Here is a 17,013-nt window from a genome sequence, read left to right as displayed (position 1 = left end):
ACGAAGGCAGCAGGTTGCATCAGGTTGCATGTTTTAAATGCACCGGGAACCCCGCGCGAACCGGCCGGGTCCAATCGCCTGCCTATAATTGTCAGCCACTAGCCCCGCGCCGGCGGGCGTCTTTCCTGGACCCACGTTGCCGATGAAGAATTTGCCTTACTCCGCTCAATCCCCCGCTGTCTTTACCCGCCGTCTGCTGACGGGCGCGGTATTGTCGGCGCTGCTTGCGGCCTCGATGCCGGCCTGGACGCAACAAGCGCGCGCCGCTGCCCCTGCCGCCGCGGGCGCCACCGCGCCGGCGCCGTCAGCCTCGGGCGTGGTGCCGGTGGGTGATGTGTCGGCGGTGCCGGCGCCCACCATCGCGGCCAAGGCCTGGATCGTTATCGACGTGAACAGCGGCCAGACCCTGGCCGCGTCCAATCCCGACATGAAGGTCGAACCGGCTTCGCTCACGAAGATCATGACGGCCTACGTCGTGTTCAACGCGCTGGAAGAAAAGCGCCTGACGCTGGAACAGACCGTGCCCGTGTCCGAGCACGCCTGGCGCACGGGCGGTTCGCGCATGTTCATCGAACCGCGCAAGCCCGTCACGGTCGACGAACTGAACCAAGGCATGATCGTGCAGTCCGGTAACGACGCCTCGGTGGCGTTGGCCGAAGCCGTGGGCGGCAGCGAATCGGCGTTTGCCGCGCTGATGAATCAGGAAGCCGAACGCCTGGGCATGAAGAACACCCACTTCATGAACGCCACCGGCCTGCCCGACCCGCAGCACATGACGTCCACGCGCGATCTGGCCACGCTGTCCGCGCACCTGATCACCGATCACCCGGACTTCTTCCACTACTACAAGCAAAAGAGCTACACGTACAACAAGATCACGCAGCCCAATCGCAACCGCCTGCTGTGGGCCGACCCGTCGGTGGACGGCATGAAGACCGGCCACACCGATTCGGCCGGCTATTGCCTGGTGTCGACCGCCGTGCGCGGCGACCGCCGCATCCTGGTGGTGGTGGTGGGCACGGACAGCGAAGCCACGCGTGCCGAAGAAAGCTTGAAGCTTTTGAACTGGAGCTTCCAGAACTTCGACACCGTCAAGCTGTTCGACAAGAGCCAGCCCGGCATCGATGCGCGCGTCTGGGAAGGCACCGCTGAAAACGTGAAGCTGGGTCCGCCCAAGCCCGTGTCGATTGCCGTGCCGCGCGGCAAGGCCGGCGACCTGAAGCCGGTTGCCCAGCGCACCGATCCGCTGATCGCGCCGCTGGCCAAGGGCCAACAGGTGGGCACGCTGCAATTCACGCTGGACGGCAAGGTGCTGCGCACCGAGCCGCTGGTCGTGCAGGACGCCGTCGAACGCGCCGGCTTCTTTGGCCGCATGGTCGACACCGTCAAGCGCTGGTTCCAGTAAGCGCACCGTACCGCGCCGTGCCACGGGTGCGGCCACGGGTGTAAGCTAGCAGCGGGCGTTTCGTGCGAAACGCCCGTTTTCCATTTACAGGCAAGCCCATCGGGCTTGTCCGCGACGTTTGATCCTTCAGGAGTACCCCATGATTCCGGGCGTGCCGGGCGAAAGCCAGGTGTATCTCAACGGCGAGTTCCTGCGTGTCGACGAGGCGAAAGTCTCTGTCCTGGACCGCGGTTTTATTTTTGGCGACGGCATCTACGAAGTCGTTCCCGTGTACCAGGGCAAGGCGTTCCGCATGGCGGAGCACCTGAACCGCCTGGACCGCAGCCTGGCCGCCTTGCGCATCACGCCGCCGATGGACCGCGCGGGCTGGGTCGATCTGATCGAACAGTTGCTGGCGCGCACCAATCTGGACACCTGCATCGTGTACTTGCAGGTGACGCGCGGCGTTGCCAAGCGCGACCACCAGTTTCCCGCTGCGGCCATCACGCCGACCGTGTTCGGCATGATTTCGGCGTGGTCTCCGCCGCCCGCCGCGCAGCGCGCGCAAGGCCTGACCGCCATCAGCATTCCGGACGAACGCTGGCTGCACTGCGAGATCAAGTCGGTGTCGCTGCTGGGCAACGTGCTGGCCAAGCAGCAGGCGGTGGATGCGAACGCCGACGAAGTCGTGCAGTTTCGCGATGGCTACCTGACCGAAGGGTCCTCCACCAACATCTGGGTAGTCTCTGGCGGCAAGCTGCTGGCGCCGCCCAAGAACAACCTGATCCTGGAAGGCATCCGCTATGGCCTGATGGGCGAGCTGGCCGAAGCGGCGGGCATCCCGTTCGAGGCGCGCCGCATCACCCAGCAAGAGGTGGAATCCGCCGATGAACTGATGCTGTCTTCCGCCACCAAGGAAGTGCTGGCGATCGTTTCGCTGGACGGCAAGCCGGTGGGCTCGGGCAAGCCCGGCCCTGTTTTTGAGCAGTTGCGAGCGGGTTATGATGCCCGCATCGCCGCGCTGTAAACCGTTGTCCCGGGCGGCTGCCGCAGCCGCCCGTCGCTCTTTCGGCCGGCCTTGCCTGTGCGCAGCTTGCCCCCATATAAGAACATTCAGGGGCAACCACCTCTCTAGGTAACTCTCATGCATATTCCGCCCGAAGAATCGCTTATCGAATATCCCAGCGACTTTCCCATCAAGGTCATGGGCAAGCAACATCCCGAATTTGCCCAGACGCTGACTGACGTCGTGTTGCAGTTCGACCCGGGCTTTGACGCCGCCACGGTCGAGATGCGTCCCAGCAAGGGCGGCAATTACATGGGCCTGACGTTCATCGTGCGCGCCACCTCGCGCGAACAGTTGGACAACCTGTATAAGGCGCTGCACGGCCATCCGATGGTGTCGATCGTTCTGTAATCGTGCAATCGGAATCGCCGTGATCAAATGGCTCGCGCGGCCGGCGGACTACCTGCCGGTCTGGCAGGACATGCAGGCGTACACCGCGCTGCGCGGCGCCGATACGCCTGACGAGATCTGGCTTTGCGAGCACGCGCCGGTCTACACGCTGGGCCAGGCCGGTCTGCCGCAACATGTGCTGAACCCCGGCAACATCCCCATCGTCCATTGCGATCGTGGCGGCCAAGTGACTTATCACGGGCCCGGGCAAATCATGGCCTATGCGCTGTTCGACCTGCGCCGCGTGGACATGTACGTGAAGGAATACGTCACCTTGCTTGAGGGCGCGGTGATCGACACGCTTGCCCAGCATGGCGTGAATGGCGCCTGTCGCAAGCCCGGCGCACCAGGCGTCTATGTGCCTGATCCTGACCTGGGCCCCGACAGTGGCGAGCTTGCCAAGATTGCCGCGCTGGGCATCAAGATCCGCAACGGCCGCGCCTATCATGGTGTGTCGCTGAACGTGGACATGGACCTGGCGCCTTTCCTGGGCATCAACCCCTGCGGCTACGAAGGCCTGCGCACTGTCGACATGGCGACCTGCGGCGCGCATCGCTCGCCCACCGACGTGGGCAACGCGCTGGCGCAAAATCTGGCGGACGCCTGGCGCCGTAGAAGGAGCACGATTTGAAGACCTACACCGCCGCCGATGTCGCCGCCACCACGCCGGAACAACTGGCCCAGCTGCGCGAAGGGCCGCCGGAATCCTATGCCGCATGGATCGGCGCCGCGGCTGACATGGGGATGGTCGAAGCCCAGACCATCTACGGCCAGATGCTGCTGGACGGCGTGGGCGTGGCGCGCCAGCCCGACGCCGCGCTGGCCTGGTTCAAGCGCGCCGCCAATGCCGACCATCCGATGGCTATCAACATGGTGGGCCGCTGCTACGAAAACGGTTGGGGCGTGGCGGCGGACGACACCGTCGCGGCGTACTGGTTCCGGCTCGCCGCCGACCGTGGCCTGGACTGGGGCATGTACAACTACGCGCACATGCTGCGCGCCGGCCGGGGCGGCGTCACGCAAAACAAGGCGGCGGCACTGGCCTTGTACCAACAAGCCGCGCAGGGCGGCCATGTGAAATCGATTGGCGTGGTGGGTCGGTTCTATGAAGCGGGCGAGGTGGTCGAGCAGGACATCGACCGCGCTTTCGATTGCTATCAGCGCTGCGCCGAGGGCGGTGATTTCCGGGGCATGTTCCATCTGGGGCGCTTGCTGCTGCTGCGCGGCAAGAAGCAGGAAGCCGTTCAATGGCTGGTCCGCGTGCCTGAAACCGCCACGCCGGGGTTCTTGAAGGAAGCCAACGCCATGCTGGAAGACGCGGGCTTTCCGGCGTTGTACGAGGTCTGAAGGGTCTGGGGTTTCTGCTGGCGTGAAGGTGTCGACAGACTATCGGCTTGCCGCGTTGTTTGCAGGCCGAAAAGGTATAGCGGTATCGCAGCGGTATAGTAGCGGTATAGCAGCGGTATAGCAGCGGTATAGCGCCCAGCGCCGCGCTTTTCTACGTGCTTAGCCGAGCTTCGAACGTCACTTCCAAGGTCTGATGCTGGCCGGCAGCCAGTTCGCCCTGTAGTCGATCAAGCAACACCTGCGCTGCCCGGCGGCCCAGGTCCGCCGCGTTTATGCCCAGCGTCGTCAGCCCTTGCGCCCATTGCGCCGCACTGCCGTCATCCGTGAAACCCAGCACCGCCACATCCTGCGGCACGTGCAGGTCGCGGTTGTGCGCCTCGGACACTGCGGCCGCCGCGAGCAGATCCGACGTGCAAAACACCGCGTCAAAGATCGTATTGGTGGCCAGCAGCCGCAAAAACGCCATCCGCCCGTCGTTCATTTGCAGCACTTCGGGCTGCACGATGTCCGCAACCCGATCCAGCCCCAGCGCCGCCGCCGCGCTGATAAACCCCTGGCGTCGCGCGCGTTCCCAAGCGTTGTCCGCGCTGACGCAGGCGACCAGCGCATGCCGCTTTTCCGCCAGATGGCGCGCGGCCATGCGACCGGCCTCTTCGTTGTCGATCACAACGGCCGTATCCAGCGGGTGCGCCGAGGCACTCCACGTTTCCACCACCGGAATTTCCATCGCGGCCAGGCCGGCGCGAAGATTGGGCTCGTCCAGCGGGCCCATGACCAGCGCCGCAGCCGGCTGCAAGGCGGCCAACTGCGGCAACATGGCGGCGTCGTGCCACGGCCCCGCCGCCAGGAAATAGCCCTCGCCCGCCAGCCGCTCCGCGCAAGCTTGAACAGCACGACCGACAGGGCCGGTATCCAGGCGGGGGGCGATCAGGGCAACGAGGCGGGGCGGGGAAATAAGGGACATGGAGAAGGGCTTAGGGGGAATTCAGCGAAATTGCCAGGCAAGACGATAACTCAGCCTGCAAGGCGCGATGTGGACAAGCAGCCGGCTGGCCCAGGGCAAAGCGGCGGGCGGGTTGGTGCAACAGGCGGCGGTGGAGGCGTGAGGCGGCGGCGGGGGTAAAATGCCATTTTTGTCTTAAACCGGGCCGTCCTGCGCGCCGGTTGCGAAGGTGCCCAATGTCTACGCTTGCCGAGTCCGCTGTTCCCCCGAACGAATCCGCCGCTGCTCCCGCCACCACGGAAGCCGTCTACGATCCGACGCAAAAGCAGAAGTCGCAAGCCAAGACGGCGCGCATCCCCATCAAGATCGTGCCGGCCGAGCGCCTGAAAAAGCCCGAGTGGATTCGCGTGAAAGCCGCCGCGCCCGGCTCGCGCTTCTACGACATCAAGCGCATCCTGCGCGAGCACAATCTGCACACGGTCTGCGAAGAAGCGTCTTGCCCGAACATCGGCGAATGCTTCGGCAAGGGCACCGCCACGTTCATGATCATGGGCGACAAGTGCACCCGCCGCTGCCCGTTCTGTGATGTGGGCCATGGCCGCCCGGACCCGCTGGACACCAAAGAACCCGAAAACCTGGCGCGCACCATCGCCGCGTTGAAGCTGTCGTACGTCGTCATCACCTCGGTGGACCGCGACGACCTGCGCGACGGCGGCGCCGGCCACTTCGTGGACTGCATCACCCACATCCGCGAACTGTCGCCCACCACCCGCATCGAAGTGCTGGTCCCCGACTTCCGCGGCCGCCTGGACCGCGCGTTGACCATCCTGAATGCCGGCCCCCCGGATGTGATGAACCACAACCTGGAAACCGTGCCGCGTCTTTACAAGCAGGCGCGTCCGGGTTCGGACTACATGCATTCGCTGAAGCTGCTGGCAGAGTTTAAAAAGCTGCACCCCGAAGTGCCGACCAAGTCAGGGCTGATGCTGGGGTTGGGCGAGACGGATGAAGAGATCTTGCAGGTGATGCGCGATATGCGTGAGCACAACGTGGATATGCTGACGATCGGGCAGTATCTGCAGCCGTCGGAGCATCATCTGCCGGTGCTGCGGTATGTGCACCCGGATACGTTCGCGATGTTTGAACGTGAAGCTTATGCGATGGGGTTTTCCCATGCGGCGGTGGGGGCGATGGTGCGGTCTTCGTATCACGCGGATGAACAGGCGCATGCGGCTGGGGTGAATTAATGGCCAGGCACTAGAAGCTCTGCCGGGGTTGCACTCCCCATTGCCAATTGACAGGCAAATGGCGATGTTCGCTTGCACGCGGAAAGCTGAAGAAATAATGCGTGGCCCAGCGAGAGAGCGGTACGGATAGCATGCGTGATGCTGCCCCGACTAATTGTTCCTATCCGGCACTGGACTCGCGAGTCCAGTCCTTGTGTTTCCCGCAGCGCTCGTGGTTCATCGGCATGATGGACAGAGATACCGCTGCGGCGTCAATGGAGGTTCTTCCACAATGAGGCAGTTTCCGAGCAGCCCGCGTGCGCTTGTATTGAGTGGGGTGTGTAACGGGGATTTAATCTTCGCATCGATCAAGCGCGAAGTCGTTGGGCGCTACAAGGGCTCCATCATGGGATTGATGTGGACCTTCATCAACCCCATCATCATGCTTGCAATCTATACCTTCGTGTTCAGTGTCGTGTTCAAGGCGCGTTGGAATACGGGCAGTGCGTCGCGCACCGAGTTCGCGTTGGTATTGTTTTTGGGCTTGATCGTTTTCAATCTGTTCGCCGAGTGCTTCAACAAGGCGTCAGGACTGATCGTCGGTAATCCCAACTTCGTCAAGAAGGTGTTGTTTCCACTTGAAATCCTTCCCTGGATCACGTTGGGCGCAGCCCTGTTCCACACGTTTGTAAGTCTGATGGTGTGGCTGTTGGCGTACCTCGTCCTGTTCGGATTGCCCCCCCTGACGGTGCTCTACGTGCCGCTCGTCCTGTTGCCATTTTGTCTTTTCATCTTGGGGCTGTGCTGGATACTGGCTTCCCTGGGTGTGTACTTGCGCGACGTGTCCCAATTCATCGGAATCGTGACGACAGTGGTGATGTTTATGTCCCCCATCTTTTACCCGCCAGAGAACTTGCCAGAGCCATATCGGGATCTGCTGTACCTGAATCCACTGACTTTCATCGTGGAGCAAGTCCGCGCCGTGGCTTTTTTTGGTAACCAGCCGAACGCACTGGGCCTGTTGGCATACGCCGTGGCGGCTGCCGCGTTTGCGTGCCTGGCGTTTGCCTGGTTCCAGAAGACCCGGAAGGGGTTTGCCGATGTCCTCTGAAATTTCAATATCGGTATCCGATGTCAGCAAGTGCTATCACGTCTATGAACGGCCGCGTGATCGCCTCTTGCAGATGCTCACGCGCGGCCGCAAGCAATTCTTCAAGGAATTCTGGGCGCTGCGGGACATCTCTTTCGAAATCAAGAAAGGCGAAGTGATCGGCATTGTCGGTCGTAACGGATCGGGAAAATCGACCCTGTTACAACTGATTTGCGGCACCTTGAATCAAAGTTCGGGCGAGGTCACCACCGTCGGACGCGTTGCTGCGCTGCTGGAGCTGGGATCCGGGTTCAACCCCGAATTCACGGGGCGCGAGAACGTCTTCCTGAATGGTGCGATTCTTGGCCTGAGCCGACAGGAAATCGCGTCCAAGATGGATCGCATTCTTGCCTTCGCCGAGATCGGTGATTTCATCGACCAACCGGTCAAGACTTACTCCAGCGGGATGTACGTGCGGTTGGCGTTTGCGATTCAGGCCAATATTGACCCGGATATCCTGATTGTCGACGAAGCGTTGGCGGTAGGCGACGCTTACTTCACGCACCGGTGTATGTTGCGATTTGAGCAATTACGTGAACGGGGCACTACGATCCTCTTCGTATCGCACGACGCAACCGCGGTAAGGGCATTGTGCGAGAAATGCATCTGGCTGGAGAACGGCCGGATGGTTGCCTTCGATACGGCCTCGAAAGTCGTGGATCGCTACCTCACCGCTTTGTTTGGCTACGAACAGGCCGACACCGTGAACGAAGAGCCGGTGGCTGCTCTGGAAGATGGCAGCGCACCTGTCGCAGCACGCGATGGGCTCGAATTGAGAATTCCCAATATCGATCAGCGTATTGGTGACGGCAAATACTCGATTATGGGTGTGAACCTCTATGACGAAAAAATGAGCCCGATCCAGGCGATCACGCACGGCTCTCGCGTCATCCTCCGATTCAGTATCCGCAATCAGTCCATGGAGGGCGGCGGAAAGCTCATCGCGGGCTACATATTCCGTACCCAGAAAGGCATCGAGCTGGCGAGCACGCACAGTGATGTGGAGAAGGTGCCAATCACGATTGAAGAGATCGGCAGCATTGTGACGGTCACGTTTACCGTCGATTTGCCGCTGTTGCATCCAGGCTCTTATGCGTTCAGCCCCACGGTTGCGTATCGTACCGAACTGGGCGATATCAATATGGCTGATCGTGTGGAAAATGCGATTGTGTTCATGGTGTCGTCGGTGAAGCAGATCCACGCGATGATGAACCTGCCGACCTCTGTGTCGGTGATGAACACGCCGGCGTGATTTCTTTTGCCGCCGGTGTAATGAACCAATCGAAGGTGGCCCAAGCCGGCCAAATGACAAGTTGTCGGAATAGCAGAATTTACTGAGGAATAGCGATGTGTAATGCTTGGTGTAAGGCTTGGGGAAGGCAGGCACAGCCACACGTACAACAGGGCGCCCGGCTATTGGAAGTCGGTGCCCGCGATGAGAGTGGGACGCTTCGCGAGATCTTTTCCGATCAGGAAGGCCAGTACGTTGGCATAGATGTGCTTGAGGGCCCCGGCGTCGATCTGGTGCTGGACCCTTCGGGCATCGTCAGTCAGTTCGGCCGCCAGTCGTTTGATGCGGTGGTCACTTGCGGGATGCTGGAGCGCTGCCACGATTGGCAAGGGGCTCTGCATCAGATGGCGGCTGCCTTGCGCGTTGGCGGCGTGCTGGTGGTGGCTGCACGCTCGCCGGGAGTTGAACACCACGATCATCCGGCAGATTTTTGGCGCTTTTCTCATCAGGACTTCGTCGACATCTTTTCCCCGCTGGGCGACTTAATTTCGGTCGGAGACGACATGGCACAGGATATGCCGCGCGGGGTGGGCGTTGTCGTTAGGCGCACATGTTCCGACGAGGCCCTCGAAGCCTGGATGGCAGGACTGCGCTCCGTCCCGATGTATGCGGTGTCGAATAAGGCCAATCAGCAGGCCGCGAAAGATCTGAAGCCTGAAACCGTAGCCAGGGGGACTTCTGAAGGCATGATTTTTGACCAATACAGCCGTTACCTGGCGTGTGCCCGACTGTTGCGGGACTCTGGAGTAACGCGTGGCTCTAGCGTATTGGACGTGGGCAGCGGACCAGAGTGCTTGCTTGGCGGATTCATCGAGGAAGCCGAGGTCACCTATGTCGACCCGCTGCTAGCCGGCAAGGAAGGGGTCAACAAGGTCAGCGGCAACGTGTTTGCCGAGCGCCTGGATGGCAAGAAATTCGATTTCGTGTGCGCGGTGGACGTTTTAGAGCACGTTCCGCCCCAATACCGAGATGCTTTCCTGAGCCGACTCATGGATCTTGCAGGCACTGCGGTGCTGTTGGGATTTCCGCCGAGCGAAGACGGGCATGGTCTTGAGACCGACAATCACGTCAACGAGGAATATCGTCGCGTACATGGCACGACATACAGCTGGCTCGACGAACATTACGAGTATGGACTGCCCTCGGCGCACAAGGTGGAAGCAGGTTTCCGCGCGCGGGGTTTCAATTGCTCGGTGGTCGGGCATGGCCATACGCCTTGGTTAAAGCGCCTGCTTTCCAAGGTGATCTGCTACTGGGACGTTCAATCCCTGAAGCCTGAAGTGTTGGCTGCCTCCGAGGCATTCAATCGCGAGCTTGCCGACCAGGATTTTGCCGAGCCGCACTATCGGGTTTTTCTTTCGGCTACCAAGGAACCGCAGTCTCGTCCCGCTGATCGGTATGAGCCCTCTGCCGACGAGTTGGCAAATCTGGATCGCAAATTTGACGCGATCGTGGACGAACTCGACCAGCGCGTCCTGGAACGGGCCGTAGGTGAACTGAAGCGCAAGGAAGAGGAAGTCTCCAAGCTGAGCAGCGGCCTACATCAAACCTCGGTTTGGGCCCAGTCCTTGGTGGAAACCATCGCCCAGCACGATGTGGAAGTTTCTCGGCTTCAGGCTGAAATTAGCGACATCTCCAGCGCTCATCGGCAACTCCAGAGCGAGCTTGGTAATCTCTCTAGTGCCCACCAGCATCTGCAAAGTGAATTCAACGATATCGCCAGCGTCCATCAGCGCGGTAGTGTTCGTCTTGGCATGCGCCTGATGAAGGCGGCGGCGCGGAGGCGCTTGGCGGCAACACCTGTTGGCGACGTCGTGCGCCTCGCTCGCGGCCACAAGGCCAAGCAGCAGGCCCGCGCGAGATTGGATGTCGTCGCGCAGGCAGTGGCGCGCAATAGCGAACGCCTCGTGCTGGCATTTCCGATCATCAATTGGGACTTTCGTTGGCAGCGGCCCCAGCACATCGTATCCGGGCTGCGTGACCACGGTTACGCGGCATGCTATTTATCGATGAATCTGGACCCGCTTGGTCGGAAATTTGTCTCGGGAGCCGAGGCGGCCGGAGCGCTTGGGGTGGACGTTCTGGACAAGGATATTTTCCAGATTCGCTTGCAGTCGCGAGATCCGATCAACGTCTATGCCAACGTACTGTCCGGCGAGGACCTTGATAACCTGGCCACGTCGCTGACGCAACTTATCCGTCATGCAAAACCCGCGTCGATTCATTATTTGGTTCAGTTCCCGGGGTGGTGGCCGGTCGCGCAGCGGCTGAAAGAGGCCTTGGGCGGGACAGTAGTCTTTGATTGCATGGACGATCACGCGGGTTTCTTCACCAATTCAGCGGATGCAATCAAGATGGAGCAGCAGCTGATCGAGGCGGCAGACCTGGTTGTGGCCTCGTCATTGCTCCTTCAAGACCGCTGCCATGTCTTGAATCCGCGGACCGTTCAAATCAAGAATGGTACGGAGTTCGACCATTTCGCGCAGCCCAAGCGCAATGGCCTGCTGGATAAGTATGCCGATCGCCCCATCGTTGGATACTACGGCGCCATTTCCGATTGGTTCGATATGGACCTGCTTGCTCATTGCGCCCGCGCCAAGCCCGAGTGGAATTTCGTGTTGATCGGATCGACGATGGGTGCAGATTTGGCGCCGGTGCAGGGACTGGCAAATGTGCATCTGCTTGGCGAAAAGCCCTACGCAGAGCTGCCCGGATATTTCGCGTATTTTGACGTGTGCACGATTCCATTCAAAATCGTGCCGCTGACGTTGGCGACGAATCCGGTCAAGTTCTACGAATACCTGAGCGCAGGCAAACCGGTGGTGTCGATAGATCTGCCAGAGTTGGCGATTTATTCGGACGATTGCTACCTGGCGCACAACGGCAAGGAGTTTGTCGCCCAGTTGGAAGCGGCTATGGCGCAAAAGGATGATCCCGAAAAGATTGCCCGACGCATCGCGCTCGCCAAGGATAATTCATGGGATGCACGCGTCGCGGCGCTGTTGCAGGCCGATGCGTTTGCGAAGCGTTAAGTCGATTGCTCCCTTATTAGCTGCCCTCAATATGCGACTGACATGAACGCTTCCATTATCGTTCTGGCTTACAACCACCTCCAGGAGACCACGGCACCTTGCCTGGAGTCGATACTTGAGCATACCGACCTGAACAGCAATGAGCTCATCGTTGTCGATAACGCGTCTAGCGATGGTACGGCCGCCTACCTGCGGGAGTTCCAGGCAAAGCATCCGGATGTACAGCTTTGCTTGAATGATGTGAACAAGGGGTACGCCGGCGGCAACAACGACGGGATTCGCCTGGCCAAAGGGCGCGTTCTGATCCTGTTGAATAACGACACGCTGGTCGGTCCAGGATGGCTTGCGCCTTTGGTGGACGCGCTGGACAGCGATCCGAGCGTAGGCATGGTAGGCCCGGTGACAAATTCCGCAGGCAATGAGCAGCGCATTGTCCTGCCCGATGTCACCTCTGATTCGTTTGTGGGGGCGACCGCGCCCTATCTGGAGATGCAGGCCGGTGCGTACTCCGAGACGGAGAAGCTGGGTTTTTTCTGTGTCGCAATCAGTCGAGACCTCATCGAAAAAATCGGAGTGCTCGATGAGGCGTTCGGTATTGGAATGTTCGAAGATGATGATTTGTGCGTGCGTGCGACACGTGCGGGATATCGTCTACTTATTTCCGAGGGCTCCTTCGTGTATCACAAGGGTAGCGTCTCATTCAGCAAGCTGGGTGCAGAGAAATATCAGGGTTTATTCTTCAAAAACCTCGCATATTTCTTCGAAAAGCATGCGGCGACATGGACTTATACCGATATTGCCATAGCAGCCTGGAAGCGCCTCAAGCAGGATATGCAGCAGGCGATGTCGGGAGATCAGGCTGCGCAGGCCAGGGTACGCAGCAGGGTCTCGTTGATGGACGATACGCTGCGCCAGTCGCGGCGGCAGGAAGAGGCCGCCCTGCAGTCTTCATCAGTCGAACTCTCAAATCGGATCGCGGCCAAAAAGCATGCCGAACTGATGGAGATCTCGGATTGGGCAACGTCGCTCAAGAGCGAGAACGAGAGACTGTGGCTGGAGCTGGATGCGTACAAGCGCAAATTTGATGGTGTGAACCAGGAGCAGGCAGCTGCGCATGGTGGTAAATCGCTGATAGGGGCGTTGGTACGCAAGCTCAAGCGCTTTATAAAGTTCTGACGTCCAAGACTGCCGGACGTATGTCCATGTGCGTCGTTCGCGACACGGTAGGCCCAGCCAACGCTGGGGCAGCTATGTCCGGCAAAGGTTATCGAAGAAAGTCATGATCCATCCAAAAAACGAAAAGACGGCTTGCTTGGTCGAGGTTTCATCTGCGCCAGTCCAGTCGTTGTTGAAGATCGAGGTACTACCATGAAAATCATTCCTACCGCCATTCCGGAAGTTTTGCTCATCGAACCCCGCGTTTTCGGTGACGACAGAGGTTTTTTCTTCGAGAGTTTCAACAGCCGTTTATTCAATGAGGCCGTAGGTCGCGAAGTCAACTTCGTGCAAGACAATCATTCGCGCTCCGTACAGGGTGTGTTGCGGGGCTTGCACTATCAGATCGTGCAACCGCAAGGCAAGTTGGTTCGGGCTGCCATCGGGTCGGTGTTTGACGTGGCTGTTGATATGCGCAAAGGTTCTCCCACGTTTGGAAAATGGGTGGGCGAGGTGCTCAGCGCAGAGAACAAACGCATGTTGTGGGTTCCGGAGGGCTTTGCCCATGGCTTCCAGGTCCTGTCGGAAACCGCTGACTTTCTTTACAAGACGACCGATTTCTACGCACCGCAACATGAGCGGTGCGTTGTCTGGAATGACGCGACTCTGGCAATAGATTGGCCCGCCGATGTGACGCCGCGTCTCTCGCAAAAGGATGAGCAAGGGCTGACGTTCCTTGAGGCGGACGTTTTTGCTTGATCCAGTCATCACAAGCGCGTGCGTTGATGACGCGCGCGGCCTGCGAGGCGCCATATCATGGTGAAGAAGGCTTCCGTCATTATTCCGACGAAAAACCCCGGTGGCATTCTGCGCTCCGTGCTTTCTGCTGTCTGTAATCAGAAGGTGCCCTTCGAATTCGATGTATTGGTCATTGATTCGGGTTCCACAGACGGCACCGTCGAGTTTGTTCGCCAGTTTGGCGATGAGCGTGTTCGGCTGTATGAGATTGCACCGGAGCAATTCGGCCATGGAAAGACGCGCAACCTGGGGGTTTCGCTAACCGAGGGTGAGTTCGCCGTGCTTATCACGCATGACGCTTTGCCCGCTAGCGATGGTTGGTTGGCTGCCATGGTGGCGCCCGCGGACCAGGATTCGGAGGTGGCGGGGGTATTCGGCAGGCATTTGGCATACCCCGATGCATCGCCCTTCACCAAGCGTGACTTGGAACGGCACTTCGCCCATTTCGAATCTACCCCTGTTGTCAGGTTGGATGATCGTGCGCGCTATGAGCGCGACCCCGGCTATCGGCAGTTCCTGCACTTCTTTTCGGACAACAACGCGCTGATTCGCCGTAGCGTTTGGCAAGAGTTTCCGTATCCGGATGTGGATTTCGCAGAGGATCAGATTTGGGCTGAAACGGTCATCAAGAAAGGGTGGAAGAAAGCCTACTCCTATGAGGGGGCGGTGTATCACTCTCACGACTTCCCCCTCTTTGAATATTTGCAGCGTAGCTTTGACGAGGCTTATGCGCTGTTTCGCCTTTTTGGCTATACGCTGGTCCCCTCGTTGTACCGGCTTTTTTGCTCGTGGGCAGCGGCGACTCTGTTGGACTCCCGCTACGCGTGGGGGCAGGGGTTGTTCCGACGTGACCCATTGGCGGTGCTGAGTATGCCTTTCCGAAATCTGATGCGTGTATCGGGGCACTATCTCGGTTCGCGTGCCGAAAGGTTGCCGGCCGGGTTGCGCCATAGGCTTTCGAGGGATCGGCGCATGATGGCCGGCATGTCGGTTTCTGTAAGAGCGGAAGAGAAATCATGAATTTTGGCATCCTCAAGAAACGTGCCGAGAGTGTCTGGCGGTTCCGCCGAGATCACGGGACTAAGGCTTTGATTTTGCGAGCGTTGAACGCTTTGCTGAACCCCAGCGCGTTCAAAAAGCTAAAGGTCGTCGAATCACTGGCATTCACCAAGTATCAACCGTTTGGCGCTAGGTCCAAGGCCGAACAGGCGGGGTCCAATACCGTCAACTGGTTTATTCCGCGGCCTGGCCGTGGGTCGGGTGGCCATCTGAATATTTTCCGCTTCGTGCGGAATTTGGAGGCGTTGGGGTTCGAGTGTCGCCTGATATCGACCGTCACCAATATTCCAGGCATGACTCCAGAGCAAATGGAAGCGGACATTGCCAGCTGGTTTTTCCCGCTTAAGGCGAAGGTGTACATCGGAGCAGAGAATGCTCCCCCCGCTGCCATATCGATCGCAACTGGCTGGCATACCGCTTACGATGTGCGGAATTTCCAATCCACTTTGCACAAGTGCTACTTCGTGCAGGACTTCGAGCCCCAGTTCTATCCGGTCGGAACCGACTATGCGCTGGCTGAGGAGACCTACCGGTTTGGTTTCACCGGTATAACGGCAGGGGGTTGGTTAGCCGACAAGTTGGCTGGCGAGTACGGCATGCGGACCTACGCCGTAGGCTTTTCCTATGACCGCGAGCTATACCGACCGCAGCCCGTCCCGCATGAGGGGCGTCGCGTCTTCTTCTATACAAGACCTTCGACGCCGCGCCGTGGCTTCGAGTTGGGACTTGCGGTGCTGGATGAAGTCGCCAGGCGGCATCCTGACGTCGTGGCCGTGCTGGCCGGGGGCCGTTTGGGGCAATGGGAGATTCCGTTCAAGCATGTTGATAGCGATATCGTCGACCTTGCCAAATTGAGCGAGCTGTACAACAGTTGCGATGTCGCATTGGTGCTGTCGTTCACCAATCTTTCCCTGCTGCCGCTAGAGCTGATGGCGTGTGGCGTTCCGGTGGTCAGCAACCGTGCCGCGTGCACGCAATGGCTGCTGACAGAGGAAAATGCTCGTCTTGAAGCACCCACAATCGAGGGCCTGGCTGATGCGATCAGCTCCATTCTCGAAGATCCCTCAGAGGCTGCTCGCTTGCGTGAAGGCGGCTTGCGCCTTGCCGCCACGACGGACTGGACAGTCGAGGGGCGTCGCATGGCGGACATCCTGCACCATATTGTTGAATCCCCCAACGAGGATTCTTCCTCTCGAATGATGGCGGCGCCGACATGATCGACCTGTCGCAATCTCGCTGCGCGATTCTTGGCGGAGGGGGCTTTATCGGCACCAATCTGTGCCGGGCATTGCAGGGCCGCGTGGCGGGAATGAAGATTTTCAGCCGACGACTTTCATTTCCACCGGCCGTTAGCGGTATCGAGTGGATTTCGGGCGATTTCGAGCATACCGATAAGGTCGCGGAGGTGGTAGCGGGTTGCGATACCGTTTTTCACTTGTTGACGGCCACGACACCCGCTAGTGCGAATCTCGATATGATTGGCGACTTGAATGCCAACGTTGCGGGGACGTTGCGCCTGCTCGATGCCTGTCGCGCGGAAGGCGTACGCCGCATTGTTTATATCTCCTCCGGTGGGACGATATACGGCATTCCGCAACGGATCCCCACGCCGGAAAGTGCGCCAACGTCACCGATTACGGCCTATGGCGTCACGAAGCTCTCCGTTGAAAAATATCTACATCTTTATCACCACCTTTATGGATTGGAGTACCGAATACTTCGTGTCGCCAACCCATTCGGACCGTATCAGACTGCTATCAAGAATCAGGGCGTAATTGCTGCATTCATGCGTCACGCGCTGCGGGGTGAGTCGATCAATGTCTGGGGTGACGGATCGATTGTGCGCGATTACATCTTCATCGACGATGTGATCTCGGCTATGCTCGCGGCGGCGACGCATGAAGGCCCTTCGCGGGTGTTTAACGTTGGCAGGGGCGAGGGCCGCAGCCTGACCGAGATCGTCGAAGCAATCGAACATGTTTCGGGGCTGACAATTCCGGTTCAGTACGGCGCAGCCCGCGCAATTGACGTGCCGCGCAGCATCCTCGACATTACGCTGGCGCGTCGGGAATTGGGCTGGCAGCCACAACACGACTTCTTGTCCGGGATGCAGTTGACCTGGGACTGGATGCGCAGCCTTTCCTAGGCCCGGCGATCGAATTCGAATTGAAA

General features: G+C 59.5%; 15 protein-coding genes. 14 read left to right on the top strand and 1 reads right to left on the bottom strand.

Annotation, left to right across the window (positions count from 1 at the left end; genetic code table 11):
- Positions 1-142 precede the first annotated feature (142 nt).
- The 5 genes from AC6LJY_RS06200 (at position 143) to AC6LJY_RS06180 (ending at position 4,187) form a co-directional block, all read left to right on the top strand.
- Positions 143-1,405, top strand: coding sequence for a D-alanyl-D-alanine carboxypeptidase family protein (locus AC6LJY_RS06200; RefSeq protein ID WP_498135504.1), 1,263 nt, complete (start codon positions 143-145; stop codon positions 1,403-1,405).
- 139 nt (positions 1,406-1,544) lie between these two features.
- Positions 1,545-2,411, top strand: a complete 867-nt coding sequence (locus AC6LJY_RS06195) for a D-amino acid aminotransferase (RefSeq protein ID WP_162941297.1) — start codon at positions 1,545-1,547, stop codon at positions 2,409-2,411.
- 117 nt (positions 2,412-2,528) lie between these two features.
- Positions 2,529-2,801: a YbeD family protein gene (locus tag AC6LJY_RS06190; RefSeq protein ID WP_006216435.1), complete on the top strand. Its 273-nt coding sequence runs from the start codon at positions 2,529-2,531 to the stop codon at positions 2,799-2,801.
- 19 nt (positions 2,802-2,820) lie between these two features.
- The gene (gene lipB / locus AC6LJY_RS06185) at positions 2,821-3,471 is read left to right on the top strand and encodes a lipoyl(octanoyl) transferase LipB (RefSeq protein WP_120157282.1); all 651 of its coding nucleotides are present in this window, start codon (positions 2,821-2,823) and stop codon (positions 3,469-3,471) included.
- Entirely contained in the window at positions 3,468-4,187 is a 720-nt protein-coding gene (locus tag AC6LJY_RS06180) for a tetratricopeptide repeat protein (protein WP_046802959.1), read from the top strand. Before lipB ends, AC6LJY_RS06180 begins: the two co-directional genes overlap by 4 nt.
- Before the next feature lie 151 nt (positions 4,188-4,338).
- On the opposite strand, the gene AC6LJY_RS06175 is transcribed toward AC6LJY_RS06180, so the two are convergent.
- A complete protein-coding gene (locus AC6LJY_RS06175; protein ID WP_498135503.1) occupies positions 4,339-5,151 on the bottom strand; it encodes a substrate-binding domain-containing protein in 813 nt (270 codons plus the stop codon).
- Between the two features lie 215 nt (positions 5,152-5,366).
- Between AC6LJY_RS06175 and lipA the strand changes: the two genes are divergently transcribed.
- The 9 genes from lipA to AC6LJY_RS06130 all read left to right on the top strand — a co-directional run bounded on the left by lipA (position 5,367) and on the right by AC6LJY_RS06130 (position 16,987).
- Entirely contained in the window at positions 5,367-6,377 is a 1,011-nt protein-coding gene (lipA, locus tag AC6LJY_RS06170) for a lipoyl synthase (protein WP_332609539.1), read from the top strand.
- A gap of 271 nt (positions 6,378-6,648) precedes the next feature.
- Positions 6,649-7,467, top strand: coding sequence for an ABC transporter permease (locus tag AC6LJY_RS06165; protein ID WP_498135502.1), 819 nt, complete (start codon positions 6,649-6,651; stop codon positions 7,465-7,467).
- Positions 7,457-8,758 carry an ABC transporter ATP-binding protein gene (locus tag AC6LJY_RS06160; protein WP_498135501.1) on the top strand — a complete coding sequence of 434 codons (1,302 nt, stop codon included), beginning with the start codon at positions 7,457-7,459 and terminating at the stop codon, positions 8,756-8,758. Before AC6LJY_RS06165 ends, AC6LJY_RS06160 begins: the two co-directional genes overlap by 11 nt.
- 95 nt (positions 8,759-8,853) lie before the next feature.
- A complete protein-coding gene (locus AC6LJY_RS06155) occupies positions 8,854-11,829 on the top strand; it encodes a methyltransferase domain-containing protein (RefSeq protein WP_498135500.1) in 2,976 nt (991 codons plus the stop codon).
- Positions 11,830-11,871: 42 nt separating this feature from the next.
- Complete coding sequence (locus AC6LJY_RS06150; protein WP_498135499.1) at positions 11,872-13,005, top strand: glycosyltransferase; 1,134 nt, start codon at positions 11,872-11,874, stop codon at positions 13,003-13,005.
- Between the two features lie 192 nt (positions 13,006-13,197).
- The gene (gene rfbC, locus AC6LJY_RS06145; RefSeq protein ID WP_498135498.1) at positions 13,198-13,743 is read left to right on the top strand and encodes a dTDP-4-dehydrorhamnose 3,5-epimerase; all 546 of its coding nucleotides are present in this window, start codon (positions 13,198-13,200) and stop codon (positions 13,741-13,743) included.
- A gap of 57 nt (positions 13,744-13,800) precedes the next feature.
- On the top strand, positions 13,801-14,802 hold the full coding sequence (locus AC6LJY_RS06140; RefSeq protein ID WP_498135497.1) for a glycosyltransferase family 2 protein: 1,002 nt from the start codon (positions 13,801-13,803) through the stop codon (positions 14,800-14,802).
- Positions 14,799-16,058, top strand: coding sequence for a glycosyltransferase family 4 protein (locus AC6LJY_RS06135; protein ID WP_498135496.1), 1,260 nt, complete (start codon positions 14,799-14,801; stop codon positions 16,056-16,058). Before AC6LJY_RS06140 ends, AC6LJY_RS06135 begins: the two co-directional genes overlap by 4 nt.
- Positions 16,055-16,987: an NAD-dependent epimerase/dehydratase family protein gene (locus AC6LJY_RS06130; protein ID WP_498135495.1), complete on the top strand. Its 933-nt coding sequence runs from the start codon at positions 16,055-16,057 to the stop codon at positions 16,985-16,987. The genes AC6LJY_RS06135 and AC6LJY_RS06130 overlap by 4 nt, the downstream gene beginning before the upstream one ends.
- Positions 16,988-17,013 lie beyond the last annotated feature (26 nt).

This window comes from Achromobacter sp. RT286_PF (genome assembly GCF_059760425.1).
This window is presented reverse-complemented; position numbering and strand designations above follow the sequence as displayed.

Bases quoted from the DNA above. Each gene is read 5' to 3' on its own strand.
- lipA (WP_332609539.1), top strand. From the start codon at position 5,367: ATGTCTACGCTTGCCGAGTCCGCTGTTCCCCCGAACGAATCCGCCGCT.
- AC6LJY_RS06200 (WP_498135504.1), top strand. From the start codon at position 143: ATGAAGAATTTGCCTTACTCCGCTCAATCCCCCGCTGTCTTTACCCGC.
- AC6LJY_RS06140 (WP_498135497.1), top strand. From the start codon at position 13,801: ATGGTGAAGAAGGCTTCCGTCATTATTCCGACGAAAAACCCCGGTGGC.
- AC6LJY_RS06175 (WP_498135503.1), bottom strand. From the start codon at position 5,151: ATGTCCCTTATTTCCCCGCCCCGCCTCGTTGCCCTGATCGCCCCCCGC.
- AC6LJY_RS06195 (WP_162941297.1), top strand. From the start codon at position 1,545: ATGATTCCGGGCGTGCCGGGCGAAAGCCAGGTGTATCTCAACGGCGAG.
- AC6LJY_RS06130 (WP_498135495.1), top strand. From the start codon at position 16,055: ATGATCGACCTGTCGCAATCTCGCTGCGCGATTCTTGGCGGAGGGGGC.
- AC6LJY_RS06160 (WP_498135501.1), top strand. From the start codon at position 7,457: ATGTCCTCTGAAATTTCAATATCGGTATCCGATGTCAGCAAGTGCTAT.
- AC6LJY_RS06190 (WP_006216435.1), top strand. From the start codon at position 2,529: ATGCATATTCCGCCCGAAGAATCGCTTATCGAATATCCCAGCGACTTT.
- AC6LJY_RS06155 (WP_498135500.1), top strand. From the start codon at position 8,854: ATGTGTAATGCTTGGTGTAAGGCTTGGGGAAGGCAGGCACAGCCACAC.
- AC6LJY_RS06165 (WP_498135502.1), top strand. From the start codon at position 6,649: ATGAGGCAGTTTCCGAGCAGCCCGCGTGCGCTTGTATTGAGTGGGGTG.
- AC6LJY_RS06135 (WP_498135496.1), top strand. From the start codon at position 14,799: ATGAATTTTGGCATCCTCAAGAAACGTGCCGAGAGTGTCTGGCGGTTC.
- AC6LJY_RS06150 (WP_498135499.1), top strand. From the start codon at position 11,872: ATGAACGCTTCCATTATCGTTCTGGCTTACAACCACCTCCAGGAGACC.
- rfbC (WP_498135498.1), top strand. From the start codon at position 13,198: ATGAAAATCATTCCTACCGCCATTCCGGAAGTTTTGCTCATCGAACCC.